Below are 15,984 nucleotides of genomic sequence, written 5' to 3' on the forward strand. Positions count from 1 at the left end.
GGCTCGAATGGCGTGCCCGGGGCGATGAGGTTCAGGTAGTCGAATTATTGAGGAGTTGCCTGCATGTACAGTTATATCGGCAAACGGTTGCTGGTCGCCATACCCACCCTGTTGATCATTTCCATCTTTGTCTTTTCACTGCAAAAGCTGCTGCCGGGCGATCCGATCCTCGCCATGGCCGGAGAAGAGCGCGATCCGGCGGTGATAGAACTGCTGCGGGAGAAATACCGGATGAACGATCCGGTGGTCTATCAGTATTTCTACTGGCTCGGTTCAGTGGCCCAGGGCGATTTCGGCGTCTCGCTGCGCACCAACCAGCCGGTGCTTGATCTTATCGGCGAGAAGCTGCCGGTCACTGTCCAGCTGGCATTGATGTCGATGTTGTTTGCTCTGATTATCGGCGTACCGGCCGGCATTCTGGCGGCGGTCAAGCAGAATACCGCCATCGATTATATCGCCAACATCTTTGCCCTTTCCGGCCTGTCGATCCCCAATTTCTGGCTGGGCATCATGCTGATTCTGCTGGTATCGGTACAGCTGGGCTGGCTGCCCGCCTCGGGTTATGAATCGATATTCGTCGACCCGCTACGCTCACTGCAGACCACCCTGATGCCGGCTTTTGTGCTCGGCACCGCGCTGGCGGCCACCCTGATGCGCCACACCCGCTCGGCCATGATCTCGGTGATGAAGTCGGACTATATCCGTACCGCCCGCGCCAAAGGGTTGACCAACCGGCAGGTGGTGCTGAGTCATTCATTTCGAAACGCCCTGTCGCCGGTGATTACCCTGACCGCCCTGCTGTTCGGCGAACTGCTGGCCGGCGCGGTACTGACCGAACAGATCTTCACCATTCCCGGCTTCGGCAAACTGATTGTCGATGCGGTATTCAACCGCGATTACGCGGTGGTACAGGGGGTGGTGCTGTGTACTGCGGTGGGCTTTATTATCATGAATCTGTTGGCTGATGTTATCGCCGTACTGCTCAACCCCAGGATGAGGAGCGCCCTGTGACCTTGACCGCTACCCCCCTTCCGGCGCCGCAGGCGACTCAAGAAAATCGTGCCTGGAAGAAAATGAAACGCAATCGCAGCTCGATTGCCGGGCTGATTATCATCCTGTTTTTCGTGCTGCTGGCGATACTGGCCCCGCTGCTGCCGCTGGCGGATCCCTATGCCACCAGTTGGAGCGCTATCCGTAAAGCGCCTTCAGTTGCCCATTGGTTCGGTACCGATGAAATCGGCCGTGATGTGTTGTCCAGAATGGTATGGGGCGCGCAGGCCTCGCTGATGGCCGGCGTCATTTCAGTGGCGATCGCCGTACTGACCGGGGTGCCGTTCGGCCTGATTTCCGGCTACTTCGGCGGCTGGGTCGATCAGGTTATCTCGCGTATCACCGAGGCGTTCCTGGCCATGCCATTCCTTATCATGGCCATTGCGCTGGCGGCATTCCTCGGCCCCAGCCTGACCAATGCGATGATTGCCATCGGTCTGTCGGCCATGCCGATTTTTGTCCGCCTGACCCGCTCCCAGGTATTGGCGGTTAAAACCGAGGATTATATCGAAGGCGCGCGCTCGATTGGACTGGGTCATGGCGATATCCTGCTGCGCTATATCCTGCCCAATATCCTGCCGCCGATTATCGTGCAGGCGACGTTGACCGTCGCCACCGCCATTATCGCCGAAGCCAGTCTGTCATTCCTCGGACTGGGCCAGCAGGCGCCGGCCGCCAGTTGGGGATCGATGCTCAATGTGGCGAAAAACTTCCTGAGCCAGGCGCCGTGGATGGCGATGTGGCCCGGTGCAGCCATCTTCCTGGTGGTTATCGGTTTCAATTTGCTCGGCGACGGTCTGCGCGATGCGCTGGACCCGCGCGAACACTAAACAGATAAGGATAGCGTAATGAGTGAATTCACCACCCGTCCCGAAATACTCGGGACCTTCGGGGTCGTCACGTCGACCCACTGGATTGCATCGGCCGTCGGTATGAGCATACTGGAAAAGGGCGGCAATGCGTTTGATGCCGCCGTCGCCACCGGTTTTGTGCTGCAGGTGGTCGAGCCCCATCTGAACGGCCCGGGCGGCGATATGCCGGCGCTTATCTATTCCAGCAATAAAGATAAAGTGGAAGTCATCTGCGCCCAGGGCACTGCGCCGGCGGCGGCCACTATTGAGCATTATACCGCTGAAGGCCTGGATCTGATTCCCGGCGATGGCCTGCTGGCGACGGTTATCCCCGGCGCGTTCGATGGCTGGATGCTGATGCTGCGCGACTACGGCACCATGACGGTGCGCCAGGTGCTGGAGCCCGCCATTCACTATCTGGAAAATGGCCATCCGCTGCTGCCGCGCGTGGCCGCCACCATCCAAAGCCTAGCAGAATTTTTCAAACAAGAATGGCCCACGTCCTATGAAACCTGGCTGCCGGGCGGTGTGGCTCCCCAAGCGCTGTCGAATTTCAAAAACCCGGCGCTGGCCGCCACCTGGCGACGGATTATCGCTGAAGCTGAAGCCCGGGGCGGCCGCGAAGCCGGCATCGATGCAGCCAGGGACGCCTTTTACCGCGGCTTTGTCGCCGAGGCTATTGGTGACTATCTGCAAACCGCTGAAGTGATGGATGCCAGCGGCCGACGTCATAAAGGGGTGCTGAGCCTGGATGACCTGGCCAACTGGACCGCCACTATCGAACAGCCGACCACTTACGATTACCATGGCTGGACCGTCGCCAAAACCGGCCCCTGGGGACAGGGTCCGGTGCTACTCCAATCGCTGGCACTGCTGAAAGATATCGATATCGCCGCCATGGACCCGGTAGGGGAAGAATTCGTTCATACGCTGGTGGAGGCGATGAAGCTGGCCTATGCCGACCGGGAGGTCTATTACGGCGACCCGGATGGTGCTCCGGTACCGATGCAGACGCTGCTGTCTGATGCCTATAACCAGGAGCGCCGCAAGCTTATCGGCGCCGAGGCGTCGATGGACCTGCGCCCGGGCCGCCTGCCTGGCTTCGAAGACCAGCATGACCTGACCATGGCGATGCTCAATGGCATGGGCGGCACCGGTGCGGTGTATGAACCCACCATGTCCCACCTGACCGAAAAGCGCGGCGATACCGTGCATGTCGATGTTATCGACAACCAGGGCAATATGGTGTCGGTGACCCCCTCTGGCGGCTGGCTGCAATCATCACCGATCATCCCCGGCCTCGGTTTTTGTCTCAATACCCGGGCCCAGATGTTCTGGCTCAAACCCGGTCTGCCCACTTCGCTGGCCCCGGGCAAAAGGCCGCGCACCACCCTTACCCCTTCTATGGCCCTGTATCAGGGCAAACCGCGGCTGGCATTCGGCACCCCGGGCGGCGATCAACAGGATCAGTGGCAGTTGGCGTTCTTTCTGCGCTATGTGCATTTTGGCCTCAACCTGCAGCAGGCCATTGATCTGCCTCTGTTCCATACCGCCCACTTCCCGGGCTCGTTCTACCCACGCACCTGCCAGCCGGGCAACGTAATGATTGAAAGCAGCATCGGCGATCCGGTCCTGGCCGCCCTGAAGGCGCGCGGACACGACATTAGCGCCGCCGATCCCTGGACGGTCGGACGATTGACCGCCGCCCAACGCGATGACGACGGCCTGCTCCATGCCGCCGCGACGCCCAGGCTGATGCAGGCTTATGCCATCGGCCGATAATCAAGGGACCCATTATGACGATAGTTGACACCACGCCTGCTGAAACAGTGCTTTCCGTTAGCCACCTGACGACCTCTTTTCGGGTGGACGGGGAATGGAAAACGGTAGTGCGTGATATTTCATTTGAAGTGAAAGCCGGCGAGACGGTGGCGGTGGTCGGCGAAAGCGGTTCGGGCAAAAGCGTCACCTCACTGTCGGTAATGCGCCTGCTGGATCCTAGGGCCAGCCGTATCGAAGGCCAGATCATCATCAATGGCCAGGATATCCTGGCGCTACCGGAAAAAGAGATGCGCCGGGTGCGCGGCAATGATGTGGCGATGATTTTCCAGGAACCGATGACCTCGCTCAATCCGGTATTTACCATTGGCCGGCAGATCTCAGAGGTGTTGATACGGCACAAAGGCCTTGGCAAGGCGCAGGCCAGGGCCGAAACCCTGCGCCTGCTGGAAAAAGTCCGCATTCCCAATGCCGCCAGCCGCTTTGATGAATACCCCCACCAGTTTTCCGGCGGCATGCGCCAGCGGGTGATGATCGCCATGGCCCTTGCCTCCAGGCCCAAACTGCTGATCGCCGATGAACCGACCACCGCGCTGGATGTTACCATCCAGGGCCAGATACTGGATCTGATTAAACAGCTGCAGCAGGAAGAAGGCATGGCAGTGCTGTTTATCACCCATGATATGGGCGTAGTCGCCGAAATTGCCGACCGTACCATTGTGATGTTTCGGGGTGATCAGGTCGAGACCGGCGCGACCGCCGAGGTGTTTCATCATGGCAAGCATCCCTATACCCGGGCACTGCTGGCGGCGGTGCCCAGGCTGGGATCAATGGCAGGACAGGCCTGGCCGCTGCGCTTCCCCCGGGTGGATATGGCCAGCGGTACCCTCACCGCGGCCGACAGCGTGCCGGACACCGTCGAAGGCGGCAAGACCCCAGTGCTGTCGGTCAAGAACCTGGTCACCCGTTTTGCTATCCGATCCGGCCTGTTGGGGCGCACCAGCGGCGCGGTGCATGCGGTGGAAAATGTGTCTTTCGATCTGTTTCAGGGCGAAACCCTGTCGCTGGTGGGCGAGTCCGGCTGCGGCAAATCAACCACCGGTCGCTCGATCGCCCGGCTGATAGAGCCTCTCGGCGGCAGCATTACCCTGGATGGTTTTGATGTGCTCAATCTGGATAGCATGGGGGTACGCAGCATGCGCCGCAGCGTACAGATGATATTCCAGGACCCGTTCTCCAGTCTGAACCCGCGCATGACGGTCGGTGCCGCGGTCGCCGAACCGATGATCAAACACCGGTTGGCCAATCATAAAGCCGCCCGGCAGAAGGCGGCCGAACTGCTCGACCGGGTCGGGCTCTCCCCTGAGATGATGGATCGTTATCCCCATGAGTTTTCCGGCGGCCAGCGCCAGCGCGTGGCGATAGCCCGGGCGTTGGCGCTGAATCCCAAGGTGATTATCGCCGATGAAAGCGTCTCGGCGCTGGATGTGTCGATCAAGGCCCAGGTCTGCAATCTGCTGCTGGACTTGCAGCAGCAATACAAGATTGCCTTCCTGTTTATCTCTCATGATATGGCGGTGGTGGAACGCGTTAGCCATCGGGTGGCGGTCATGTGCCTGGGTGAAATCGTCGAAATAGGTCCGCGGGCGGCTATCTTTGCCAATCCGCAGCACCCCTATACCCAAAAGCTGATTGCCGCCGTGCCGGTGCCGGATCCAGCCCGGCGCGGACTGCGGCGCAATGCGGTTATCGATGAGCTGAAAAGCCCGGTCAGGCCGCTGGGCTATGCCCATCCTGAACGGGTCTATACCGAGGTCAGCCCCGGCCATCTGGTGATGGCGGCGGACCAAACCTGAACGGGGCATTACTGCGCCTGATGGCCACGCAGGCCGCAAGGCAAGTGGGGCCAGGCTCAGACGCCGGTAGCTGCCGCTGGACAGACTGTCAGGGTGTAATGCCGGTAGATGCCGGTAGATGCCGATGGACAGACTGTCGGGTGTTGATGCCGGCGTATAGCGGTTGATCTCTCCGGTCAGCCGTTGATGCCGGCAGTGTCACCGCCTGGTGTTTTATCCTCCTGGGCCACCCGCTCCTGGGCCGCCCGCGTCAGCGCCCGCCGGTCGATTTTATTGGTGCTGGCAAGCGTAAAGTTTTCGACAAACCAGATATGCCGGGGATGCAGATAGGCCGGCCCATGCGCCAGGGCAAAGGCCTTCAATGCATCGGCCGTCAACCGGTGGCCCTGGTGCAGCCGCACCCAGGCTACCGGTTTGGTGCCCTTGATATCATCATTTATCGCCACCACGCAGGCCTGCTGTACCGCCGGATGGCGCTCCAGCAGGTGCTCCACCTCGCTGGGATAGATATTCTCCGCGCCGCTGACGAACATATCGTCCTGCCGGCCGACAAAACTGAAAAACCCCTGCTCATCGCGCTCAAACACGTCGCCGGTGATATAGAATCCCTCTTCGGTGAAAGGCGGCCTGATATCCGGACGCTGGTGGTAGCCCTGCATCAGCCCCGGGCTTTTCATTTCCAGAATGCCCCGCTCTGCGCTTTCCCGACCCTCGGCATCCCGCAGCCGGACCTGCACCTGCGGATGGGGATAACCGGGTGAACCCAGCGGCGGCGCCAGCCCATGGGGATGGGGACCGAATACCACCGGCCCGCCCTCGGTGGTGCCGTAGGCATTGATGATGGTGGCCTCAGGCAGCAACTGATGGATCTGTTGATACAGGCTCTGATTGACCGGCGCCGATCCCATCCGCACCACCTTGACGCTTGCCAGGCTGCTTTGGGCCAGCAGCGCCGGCTGCTGCAGCATCATGGCGATCATCGGCGGTACCGCCGACAGCCAGCTGCAGCGGTAGCGGTCAATCGCACGGATATACTCGGCTGCACTGAACTGAGGCAGCAGCACGGCAGTGATATGACTGGCCAGCGCCAGTAGCGACAACGCCAGCGCATTCATATGGTATAGCGGGGCGGCAATCAGTATCCGCTGGTTATCCAGTTCGTGCTGCTGCAGCCGGGTCTCTACCGTCCAGCGCTGGCTGGCATGGGTTAGGCGTACTCCTTTGGGCATGCCGGTCGAACCGGAGGTATACAGCAGCAGCGCCAGACTGTCGGCGCCGGGCGGCCAGGCGTCGAGCGGCCCTTCATCCACAAAGCGATCCAGCCCCTGCTCGGCGTCGGGATCAAAAGACACTGTCGGCACCGGGCTTTCAATACGTGCCAACTGTGCTGCCTCACCGAAAATAAGCCTGGCATCGCTGTCGGCCAGGATCTTTTCCAGCGTGTCGGCCGGAAATTTATGGTTTAACGGGACCGCGACCAGACCGGCGCGCAAAATGCCCAGCAGGCAGGCGATACTGTCGATGCTGTTGCGCCCGATGATCGCTACCCGGCAGCCGGTGGCAAGTCCTCGCGCCAGGAGTCCGCGGCCGATGGCGTCTGCCCGGCGGTCCAGCTGGCTGAAGGTTATCTGTCGCTGGCGTTGGTCATCAACCGGGCTGATAAAAGCCAGCTGATCGCCCGGCAGGTCTGAGCGGATGATCGCCCCAAGATTGATTAAGCGGCTCATGATATAAACTCGAGTAAGGTGGTCATGCCCGGCAGCGCCACCCGCACGCTGTCCGGTTGCTTCGCCAGCGGCAGTCCCAGGCGTGTTGCCGCCTCGGCAATCCAGTCAAGCCGACCGCCCTGAAAATGAATAACGGCAAAATAGCTGGCACGCCCTGCCGGCAGTTGCAGGACATCGCCATAGCGCTGCCGGGCCTGGTCCGGGGTTATCAACTGCAGGTTGAACTGTCTCTGATCCAGGCCAAGCCGGCGATAATGCACGTTCAGGGCCTCAGGATCATCGGCCACCACCGTCAGGCCGGTAATCCGGCTGACGCCATTATCCTGCCCCAGCCATTCCGGCCGCCAGACCCATTCCGGCGTATGGTGCTGGCAAAAATAGACCCGCCCGGCGCTAAATTCGCCGGGGGCTAATCTGACGGTGGTAAACCGCGCCACCCCCTGCTGCTGGCCGCTGACCACCTGGCGGCTAAAATTCTGCAGCGGTTGCAGCGAAAAGCCGGCCTGGGACAGTTGCTGCCGGGTCTGCTCGGCATCCTGGCTGGCCAATACCAGCCCGTCGATGCCGACCGGGCTTGCCAGCAACTCCTGACGCACCTTGCCTTGGCGCGGCAGGCCGACGATTTCGAGATAATGGCCGTCAAACATCATCAAGTGGTTAAGCGACCCCAGAGAATGCACGCCCCGGGGAGTGAGCCTAAATCCCAGTCCGCTAAACCAGGCCGCCAGTTGATCAATGTCGTAATGGCCATTAATGACCAGATGGTCGAGGGAATGCGTCACGTGCCGTCCTTACGCCTGTGCGGTAGCGTAAAGACCGCGCCCGCTGGCCACCAGGCGACCTTCGCTGTCCAGAATCCGGGCTTCGGCGCTGGAGAACTGTTTACCGATTTTGATCACCCGGCCCTCAGCGCGTAAATCGCCTTTGGCCGGCCGGTGATAATCGACCCGCAAATCCAACGTCGGCACCCCTTTGCCGGTCCAGGCGACCAGCGCCCAGTCAGCGGTCAAGTCAATCAGGGTAGCCAGGATGCCGCCGTGGATATAGCCACCGGCCGGATTAACGATCCATTCATCCCGGAAGCGGGCCTGCAGGGTTATCTCGCCTTTGCCCACCGCCAGCACTTCCAGTCCCAGCCATTGATGGAAAGGGCCGTTCAGCAATTTGGCCTGCACCTCCGCGGCGCTCGGCAGGGTAATGTCGCTCATGGATACTCCTCAATCGATGAATGCCGCAGGCCAGCGCCTGAGGCGGATTAACTGTTTTTGCCCGCTTAAGGGGTGACGATGACTTTGCCCAGCACTTCCCGGTCCTGGATAAGACGCAGCCCTTCGGCCGCCTGCTCCAGCGGCAGTACCCGGTCAATCAGCGGATCAATCCGGCCCTCGGCCACCATCTGTAGCAACGCGGACAGATCGTCCTGGTAGAAACTGTTCGATCCTTTCACCGTCAGTTCAAAGCTCCAGATATAGCGCAGGTCTTCCTGCGGGTCATAGCCGGCGGTCGCGCCGCACACCAGCAAGGTACCGCCGCGCTTCAGGCACTTAAGCGATGGACGCCAGGTGTCGCCGCCGGTGAAATTGATAACCACATCCACGCCGCCTTCATAATTGCGGCGCTGGGGTTTGCCGTATTCGCCAATCGCCCACGTTGAAAAGTCGGTTTCGCGATAATTCACCACCTGGTCGGCGCCCAGCGCCTTGAGGGCGTTGGCTTTTTGTTCGCTGCCGGCACAGGCAATCACTTCTGCCCCCAGATGTTTGGCTAAAATCACACAGGCGGTCCCTACCCCGCCGCTGGCGCCTAATATCAATACCCGGTCACCTTTTTTAACGGTGTTGTGGGTAATCAGCATCCGGTGAGCGGTGCCATAAGCCACCGGCAGCGCCGCCGCCTGTTCTGCGCTGACGTTATCAGGCAAGGCTATCAACTGGGCAGCATCGGCCTGGGCATATTCCGCCATGCCGCCGTCGGTCATTTCACCCATCAGACCTACGCCCGGCTTCAGGGGATTGACCAGCACCCGGTCGCCGACCTTCCACTCGGTGACATCCGCCGCCACCGCACTGATGGTGCCGGCCAGATCCAGGCCGATCACCACCGGAAACGGCACTTTGATGCCCGGCATGCCTTTGACGGTAAACACATCGTGATAGTTAAACGAAGAGGCACCGACCCGTATCACCACATGCCCGGCCGCAGGCGCAGGTATGGCTTTATCAGTGACCACCTTCAGTTGGCTGAGGTCGCCATGCTGGTCCAGGACCAGCGCTTTCATGGTATTGCTCACAAGGTTCTCCTGCTTATCGAATGGATTTGGCGGCCAGGTAAGGCCCGGTATCAAACAGGGCGTCATCGAGGGTGCCTTTTATGGCGCCGCTGTCGAGAAACACCCGGTGCTGGCGTTTAAGGGTGTCGATATCAGCCGGCTCAAACACCAGCCGGTTCATGCTGTCCCAGCGGCTGACGTACACCTCGGCATCATGCTTGGGCAAATTGGCCTGTTTTTGCAAAATAGCCACTACCTCAGCTGGATGGGATTTCCCCCAGGCCAGGGTGTCGCGCAGGGCGGCAATCACCTTGGCGATGGCCTGCGGGTTTTCCTGTGCCAGTTTGCCACTGACCGCGCCGACGCCGATATAAGGCACCGCTGCGGAATGGGTCAGCTTTTGCCATTCCTCGGCAAAGCTGCCGATGGACTTCACTTTCAACTCGGTGAGCTGGCTGATGGTGACCGATCTCAAGGCCGCGCCGTCAACCTGCTTTTGCGCCAGGAACTGCGCCAGGCGCGATTCATTCCCCCCCACCAGCGAGAAATCGCTCGGCTGGATACCGGCGTTCTGCTGCAAAATAGTGCTGGCGATCACCGCCACCGAAGAACCGGCCGGCGACATGCCGATTTTTTTGCCTTTCAGTTGGGAAAGCTGGCTGATGGGCGAGTCGGCCGGCACCACGAACTGGACATCCGCCGGCTGGGTGGCGGCAAATATCTTCAGCGGCACCCCTTCGGAGGCCGAACTGAACACGCCGGCCAGCGGTGCGCCGAATGCCAGATCAATCGAACCTGATGCCAGGGCGCTTAACGGCCCATTGACGTTGGGAAAGTGGACAAATTCAGCCTCTATGCCGCGCTTGGCCAGGAAATCCTGGCTTTCCAGTACTGCCCCATAGCCGAGACTGACGCCGCTGGTCCAATAGCCTATTCTTACTTTATCCGCCGCCGCCGCCGACAGGGAAAGCAACATACCGGCCGCCAATGTGGCCGCTATCATTCGTTTTTTCATCGATTTCTCTCTCAGATTTTCCAGCGGAACAGATGCCGCTCCAGGGGTTTAAGCAGGCCGCCCTCAAGCAGAAGCATCAGCGCGACCAACAATAGGGTCCAGGCGAATACCTGATCCGTTTGCACCAGATCACCGGCCTGGCGCAGCCGATAGCCGATGCCGTCCGATGCCCCCAGCGTTTCCGCCACCAGGGACACCCGCCAGCCAAAACCGAACGCCAGCCGGGCACCGGAGAAAAAGTAAGGCAGGATGGTCGGTAAGAATATTTTTTGCAGGGTCTGCAGTTTGCCCATGCGGAAGCTGCGGGCCAGCTCGACATACTGGGCCTCCACCGTTTTGGCCCCTTGCCAGACGTTGGTCAATATCAACGGTAGCGCAGTCATAAACACCACAAACACCGTGGTCACATCGGAAATACCAAACCAGATAATGGCGAAGATGGCCCAAATGGCTGAAGAGACGCTGTTAAACACCGCCAGCAATGGTTCAAAAAACTGCGCCAGCCAGCGACTGGCCCCTAACGCCAGCCCTAACGGGGTGCCGATAAGCGTTGCCAGCAGGAATCCCGACAGCACCCGTGAAAAGGTGATACCCACATCCTGGAAGAACGTGTCGCTCTGCCACAATTGCAGCACCGCCTGCCAGGTTTTTGCCGGACCGGGGAACACAAAGGCCGGCAGGTGCCGGGATGCCAGCCACCAGCCGATAATAAATACCGCCAGCAGCGTCAGGCGCTGGGCGATGATGGCTAACCAAGGACCGGATTTATTCATTTCACACCTCCAACCGCAGCAGACGGACCTGCTCGGTCACCGTTTTGCCGGTCGGCACGCGCGGACGAGGCAAATCGACGGCGCTAATCTGATGGATACGCCCGGGATGCGGCTTGAGGATCACCACCCGATCGGCCAGCACCACCGCCTCTTCCACGTCATGAGTGACCATCACCACCGTCATATTGGTCAGTTGCTGGATCCGCAGCAGTTCGTCATGCATGGTGCTGCGAATCTGTGGGTCAAGCTTGGAGAATGGCTCATCCATCAGCAGGATTTCCGGCTCCACCACCAGACTGCGCGCCAGCGCCACCCGGCTGCGCATGCCGCCGGAAAGCTGGTGAGGCCAGGCATCGCCGAACCCCTCCAAGCCAACCAGCTTGAGTACCCGTTCGACCCGCTGACGTCGTTCTTCCCGGCCGAGGTTGCCTGCTTCGAGGCCAAAATTGACGTTTTGACGCACGTTGCGCCAGGGCAGCAGTCGGTCTTCCTGAAACAGATAACCCAGCTTGTGCCAGCGGCGAAAACGCTCAATCGGCTCGCCCTGCAGGGTGATAACGCCATTCTCAGGCGGCAGCAGCCCAGAGATAATGTTCAGCAGCGTGCTTTTTCCGCAGCCCGATGCGCCGAGCAGCGCAACGATTTCGCCCTGATACACCTTCAGGGAAATGTCATTCAGCACCGGCAGGCTGCCAAACCGTTTTTCTACGCCGGACAGTTCAATGACCGCTGCGGATATCGCCGGTTCGGCAAAGGCTAACTGGCTCATCGGCTAGGCCCTCCTTGCCAGGATCGGCAGCAATACGCCGTCCCGGGTCAGGGTGGCGTAGACCTTTTCCAAGGTCATCGCCTGGAAAGTCTCGATATGACGGCGGGCAATCAACTCAACCCGTTTGGCATCCTGGTCGATAAACGCCTGGATCATGGCGTTATGATCGTTTTTGATTTCGGGCTTGGTTTTCTGCACATTAAAGCCGAGCGCCACCAGCCTGGACATTTCGTCCATCAGGCCGGACAGGGTACGAATAAGATGGGTATTGCCCGATGCCACCGCTATTGCCAGATGAAAGCGCTTATTGGCATTCATAAAGACGTCAATTCGCTCTGGCAACGGGGCGGGTAACTCTACCCGGCAGGCAGCCTCCAGCAGCCGCAGCTGTTCAATATCAACCCGACCGACCGCCAGCCGTGCCGCCAGCGGCTCCAGTTGCGCCCGCAGGGTGAAGATTTCTTCCACGTCCTGTACGGTAACCGGCGCAATGTGATAGCCCTTGCGTGGACGGGAAACCACCAGATGTTCATGGCAGAGCCGCGCCAGCGCGACCCGGCAACTGCTTTTACCGATCCGATAGCTCTCCATCAGCTCCGCTTCGGTAATCATCGAGCCAGGCATCAAACGGCAACTCAGAATATCCCGCCGTAGCTGGTTATAAGCAATATCCGCCAGCGGCAGCTGGGCCGTGGCAACTGATTCATCTGATGACATGTACTATCCTCAACGCGCCTCTGTGAGCAGCTCACAGTGATTTTCTAGGATGCTTAATAAGGCGAGTGTATCCAGTAGACTGCGCTTTGAATAATAAGAAAATCAGCTAGCGTTAGCACAAAATTGGCATAGCTGAGCAGCTTAAGAAAAAGCGAATATTGCCTGGAGAAGCGCCAGATAGCGGCTGAAGCTGCTATATCAACCCTAAAACCAAAGGCAGTCGTAGGGCGTCAGCGCGGCAATCTGCAGGCTAATATTTATAGTTAAACAGTCGAATTAAAGCCCGCGATATTATGGAATCAGATCAAACGGGTTTTTAAGACAGGGCGAGCGGCAGGCCAGTATAGAGACCAAAGAGGAATGGGGATCTTTATCAATCAGCAGCACTGGATATGCTAGACAGTGCTGGCTCAAAACCATCAAATATACAGCGACTGCTCACCTACCGGCCGGGTTTTAAAACGGCGATGAAGCCAAAGATATTGTTCGGGCGCCTTCATAATCTCGCCTTCAATGACCTGATTAATGTAATGGGCGGCCGCCAGACTGTCATCATAAGGATAGTGGGTAAGGGTCGGCGAAATGGTTAACTGATAGCCCTGACCATCGGGTTTACGAATAACCACCGCACAGACTAGCTTTGGCTTGGCCAGCTTGGCGATCACAAAGGTGCCATTGGTGGTCGCGGTCAGGTCAACACCGAAGAAAGGCACGAAAACGCTGCCTTTAGGGCCATTATCCTGATCGGGGGCGAACCACACCACGCCGCCTTGCTTTAGGGTATGTACCATGCTCACCAGTTTCTTGCGATTGACCAGCAGATTACCAGAGCGGGAACGTCCCCACTTCTGCACCAGCTCCATGATTTTACTGTTATGTGGCCGATACATGACGGTCATCGGTTTACAGTGGCCCAGAATACGGAAATGCAGCTCCAGCGTCATAAAATGAATACCGATAACGATAATGCCGCTGCGGTTATTCTCGACTGCCTGCAGATGCTCCAGGCCGGTCACCTTCACCCATTTTTTTATTCTCTCATCAGACCAAAACCAGGCCATGCCGGTTTCCATCAGCCCAATGCCCAATGAAGTAAAATTATCAATTATGCGATCATGAATTTGCCGGGCATCGTCTTGGGGGAAACACAGTTCCAGATTACGGCGCGTTATTCCCACGCGTCTTTTTAAAAAATGCATTGAGCGCCGGCCAAGCCAGCCGCCTGATTTCACCAGGGCCGGATAAGGAAGTTGTACTAAAAGAAACAGCAGTCCCAGACCAAACCATAACAGCCAATGTCTGGGGTGGCCATAGTGCAGGAAAATTTTAGAATGATTAATCATGACGTATTATCTCGAATGCGTCCTGCGATAAGCGTTAATGCATTAGATGAGCGGTAAAGCGTTGAATGCACTAAATGCACTGAATGCTCTGAATGCACTGAATGCTCTAAATGCTCTGAATGCACTCATAGTGCCTCTTCCTACTACAGAGTAAAGGGGCAGACTGACGACTGCTCAAATAGGCCATGTTAGCGGGTTTATTGAGTATTCATTAGACAGATGACAATTGCATTAATTCACTATCATCATTTAATCATATAGACGGTACTGCCCCACGGCTACCGGCCCGCACCGGCAGCCGTGGGGCAGCCGGCATAAAGGCGGGGCAGCCGGCATAAAGGCGGGGCAGCCGGCATTAATGCTAAGCAGCCGGGCTTACTGGCCGGCTGCAATGCGCCTGCTTGCGCGAGGATAAATTGACTTAGGCGCTAAACCAGTCTGAAAAGGGATCGGTAAACTGTCGCCAGCCCTCTGGACCCATCGTCATCTCATCCTCCTGCAGCAGGGCAGCATCCAATTGGCGGCGAAGCACATCCTCAGCCATATTCTGGCCGATAAACACCAGTTCCTGACGGGCATCGCCAACCTCGTCGTGCCATTGGGAATGAATACATTCAAGCGACTCCGCATCCTGCGGCCAGCGTTCTTTGGGCACGCTTACCCACCAGCGGCCGGCCAGTCCTTCCCTGGATACCTGCCCTGCCTGTGACCAGGATCCGGCAAATTGCGGCCGGCTGGCCAGCCAGAAAAAACCTTTTGAACGGATAACCCCGGTCATGTGCTGCTTTATTACCTGCCAGAAACGCTGCGGATGAAACGGCCGTCTAGCGCGATAGACAAAGTGACTGATGCCGTATTCCAGGGTTTCAGGTGAATGCGTTCCCCGCAGTTCCTGCAGCCAGCCCGGTGCGGCGGCGGCGGCCTCAAAATCAAACAGTCCGGTATTCAGCAGGCGATCAAGGCTGACCTGGCCAAACTCGGCGAATTCAATGTTGGCCCGCGGGTTGAGACGGGCCAGTATGGCTACCAGTCTTTCCCGCTGCGCCTGGTCGATAAGATCGGTTTTATTCAGCACCAACACATCGCAAAACTCGACCTGATCAATCAGCAAGTCGACCACACTGCGCTCATACTGTTCTCCAAGCGATTCCCCTCGCGAAGCGATGCTGTCGCTGGACGCATAGTCATTGAGGAAATTACAGGCATCCACCACGGTGACCAGGGTATCCAGACGGGCAAAATCAGCCAGACTTTCACCGGCTTCATCGGCAAAAGTAAAAGTCTCCGCTACCGGCAAAGGTTCGGAAATGCCGGTCGATTCAATCACCAGTTGATCGAAACGCCCCGCTTGGGCCAGCTTTTTCACCTCAATCAGCAAATCTTCGCGCAGGGTGCAGCAGATGCAGCCATTACTCATTTCAACCAGCTTCTCGTCGGTGCGGGACAGTTGGGCCCCACCCTGCCTCACCAGGGCCGCGTCGATATTGACCTCAGACATATCATTGACAATGACCGCTACCCGCAGACCCTGACGATTATTCAAGATATGGTTCAACAACGTGGTTTTACCGGCACCGAGAAACCCGGAAAGCACGGTCACCGGTAAACGCTGATCCGCATGATGTGATCTGACTAACGACATGATGATGCTCCTTACTCCATCGGGGAGATGTTGCCTAAGCGAAGGCCACTCGCCACCCAAACGGAAAATCTGTTATGTTGAATGATATGTTATAACATAACAAATAACAGCGAGTCTTCCCCTTTTTACTGATGCAAAAACATGCTGGCTAAAATAGGCTTAACATTGACCAATCACGGAGTAAGCCTGTGTT

At 58.3% G+C, this 15,984-nt stretch carries 14 protein-coding genes; 4 read left to right on the forward strand and 10 right to left on the reverse strand.

The annotated features are described in order from the left end of the window. Positions 1-63 precede the first annotated feature (63 nt). From EDC52_RS02310 to EDC52_RS02325, 4 genes are read left to right on the forward strand one after another with little or no spacing between them, the layout of a single operon-like run. A complete protein-coding gene (locus EDC52_RS02310; RefSeq protein WP_131863656.1) occupies positions 64-1,011 on the forward strand; it encodes an ABC transporter permease in 948 nt (315 codons plus the stop codon). Further along, complete coding sequence (locus EDC52_RS02315; RefSeq protein ID WP_131863657.1) at positions 1,008-1,880, forward strand: ABC transporter permease; 873 nt, start codon at positions 1,008-1,010, stop codon at positions 1,878-1,880. Before EDC52_RS02310 ends, EDC52_RS02315 begins: the two co-directional genes overlap by 4 nt. A gap of 18 nt (positions 1,881-1,898) precedes the next feature. Then, the gene (locus tag EDC52_RS02320) at positions 1,899-3,683 is read left to right on the forward strand and encodes a gamma-glutamyltransferase family protein (RefSeq protein ID WP_131863658.1); all 1,785 of its coding nucleotides are present in this window, start codon (positions 1,899-1,901) and stop codon (positions 3,681-3,683) included. Between the two features lie 14 nt (positions 3,684-3,697). Continuing rightward, complete coding sequence (locus tag EDC52_RS02325) at positions 3,698-5,536, forward strand: ABC transporter ATP-binding protein (RefSeq protein ID WP_131863659.1); 1,839 nt, start codon at positions 3,698-3,700, stop codon at positions 5,534-5,536. Positions 5,537-5,712: 176 nt separating this feature from the next. On the opposite strand, the gene EDC52_RS02330 is transcribed toward EDC52_RS02325, so the two are convergent. The 10 genes from EDC52_RS02330 to zigA form a co-directional block, all read right to left on the reverse strand. Continuing rightward, the gene (locus EDC52_RS02330) at positions 5,713-7,263 is read right to left on the reverse strand and encodes a class I adenylate-forming enzyme family protein (RefSeq protein ID WP_131863660.1); all 1,551 of its coding nucleotides are present in this window, start codon (positions 7,261-7,263) and stop codon (positions 5,713-5,715) included. Beyond that, complete coding sequence (locus tag EDC52_RS02335; protein WP_131863661.1) at positions 7,260-8,045, reverse strand: VOC family protein; 786 nt, start codon at positions 8,043-8,045, stop codon at positions 7,260-7,262. Before EDC52_RS02335 ends, EDC52_RS02330 begins: the two co-directional genes overlap by 4 nt. 9 nt (positions 8,046-8,054) lie before the next feature. Next, entirely contained in the window at positions 8,055-8,471 is a 417-nt protein-coding gene (locus tag EDC52_RS02340; protein WP_131863662.1) for a PaaI family thioesterase, read from the reverse strand. Positions 8,472-8,536: 65 nt separating this feature from the next. Then, on the reverse strand, positions 8,537-9,553 hold the full coding sequence (locus tag EDC52_RS02345) for a quinone oxidoreductase family protein (protein ID WP_131863663.1): 1,017 nt from the start codon (positions 9,551-9,553) through the stop codon (positions 8,537-8,539). Positions 9,554-9,566: 13 nt separating this feature from the next. Then, positions 9,567-10,547: an ABC transporter substrate-binding protein gene (locus tag EDC52_RS02350; RefSeq protein ID WP_131863664.1), complete on the reverse strand. Its 981-nt coding sequence runs from the start codon at positions 10,545-10,547 to the stop codon at positions 9,567-9,569. Between the two features lie 11 nt (positions 10,548-10,558). After that, positions 10,559-11,320: an ABC transporter permease gene (locus EDC52_RS02355; RefSeq protein ID WP_131863665.1), complete on the reverse strand. Its 762-nt coding sequence runs from the start codon at positions 11,318-11,320 to the stop codon at positions 10,559-10,561. Position 11,321: 1 nt separating this feature from the next. After that, positions 11,322-12,089: an ABC transporter ATP-binding protein gene (locus tag EDC52_RS02360; protein WP_131863666.1), complete on the reverse strand. Its 768-nt coding sequence runs from the start codon at positions 12,087-12,089 to the stop codon at positions 11,322-11,324. Positions 12,090-12,092: 3 nt separating this feature from the next. Next, positions 12,093-12,806, reverse strand: coding sequence for a GntR family transcriptional regulator (locus EDC52_RS02365; protein ID WP_131863667.1), 714 nt, complete (start codon positions 12,804-12,806; stop codon positions 12,093-12,095). 419 nt (positions 12,807-13,225) lie between these two features. Next, positions 13,226-14,149, reverse strand: coding sequence for an LpxL/LpxP family Kdo(2)-lipid IV(A) lauroyl/palmitoleoyl acyltransferase (gene lpxL, locus EDC52_RS02370; protein WP_131863668.1), 924 nt, complete (start codon positions 14,147-14,149; stop codon positions 13,226-13,228). Positions 14,150-14,570: 421 nt separating this feature from the next. Beyond that, the gene (zigA, locus tag EDC52_RS02375) at positions 14,571-15,791 is read right to left on the reverse strand and encodes a zinc metallochaperone GTPase ZigA (protein ID WP_131863669.1); all 1,221 of its coding nucleotides are present in this window, start codon (positions 15,789-15,791) and stop codon (positions 14,571-14,573) included. Positions 15,792-15,984: the final 193 nt, after the last annotated feature.

It is taken from the genome of Biostraticola tofi, assembly GCF_004343195.1.
Lineage (GTDB): Bacteria > Pseudomonadota > Gammaproteobacteria > Enterobacterales > Enterobacteriaceae > Biostraticola > Biostraticola tofi.

Excerpts from the sequence above, each read along its gene's own strand:
- EDC52_RS02310 (WP_131863656.1), top strand. The coding sequence starts at position 64 with ATGTACAGTTATATCGGCAAACGGTTGCTGGTCGCCATACCCACCCTG.
- EDC52_RS02320 (WP_131863658.1), top strand. The coding sequence starts at position 1,899 with ATGAGTGAATTCACCACCCGTCCCGAAATACTCGGGACCTTCGGGGTC.
- EDC52_RS02325 (WP_131863659.1), top strand. The coding sequence starts at position 3,698 with ATGACGATAGTTGACACCACGCCTGCTGAAACAGTGCTTTCCGTTAGC.
- EDC52_RS02330 (WP_131863660.1), bottom strand. The coding sequence starts at position 7,263 with ATGAGCCGCTTAATCAATCTTGGGGCGATCATCCGCTCAGACCTGCCG.
- EDC52_RS02340 (WP_131863662.1), bottom strand. The coding sequence starts at position 8,471 with ATGAGCGACATTACCCTGCCGAGCGCCGCGGAGGTGCAGGCCAAATTG.
- EDC52_RS02350 (WP_131863664.1), bottom strand. The coding sequence starts at position 10,547 with ATGAAAAAACGAATGATAGCGGCCACATTGGCGGCCGGTATGTTGCTT.
- EDC52_RS02355 (WP_131863665.1), bottom strand. The coding sequence starts at position 11,320 with ATGAATAAATCCGGTCCTTGGTTAGCCATCATCGCCCAGCGCCTGACG.
- EDC52_RS02360 (WP_131863666.1), bottom strand. The coding sequence starts at position 12,089 with ATGAGCCAGTTAGCCTTTGCCGAACCGGCGATATCCGCAGCGGTCATT.
- EDC52_RS02365 (WP_131863667.1), bottom strand. The coding sequence starts at position 12,806 with ATGTCATCAGATGAATCAGTTGCCACGGCCCAGCTGCCGCTGGCGGAT.
- lpxL (WP_131863668.1), bottom strand. The coding sequence starts at position 14,149 with ATGATTAATCATTCTAAAATTTTCCTGCACTATGGCCACCCCAGACAT.
- zigA (WP_131863669.1), bottom strand. The coding sequence starts at position 15,791 with ATGTCGTTAGTCAGATCACATCATGCGGATCAGCGTTTACCGGTGACC.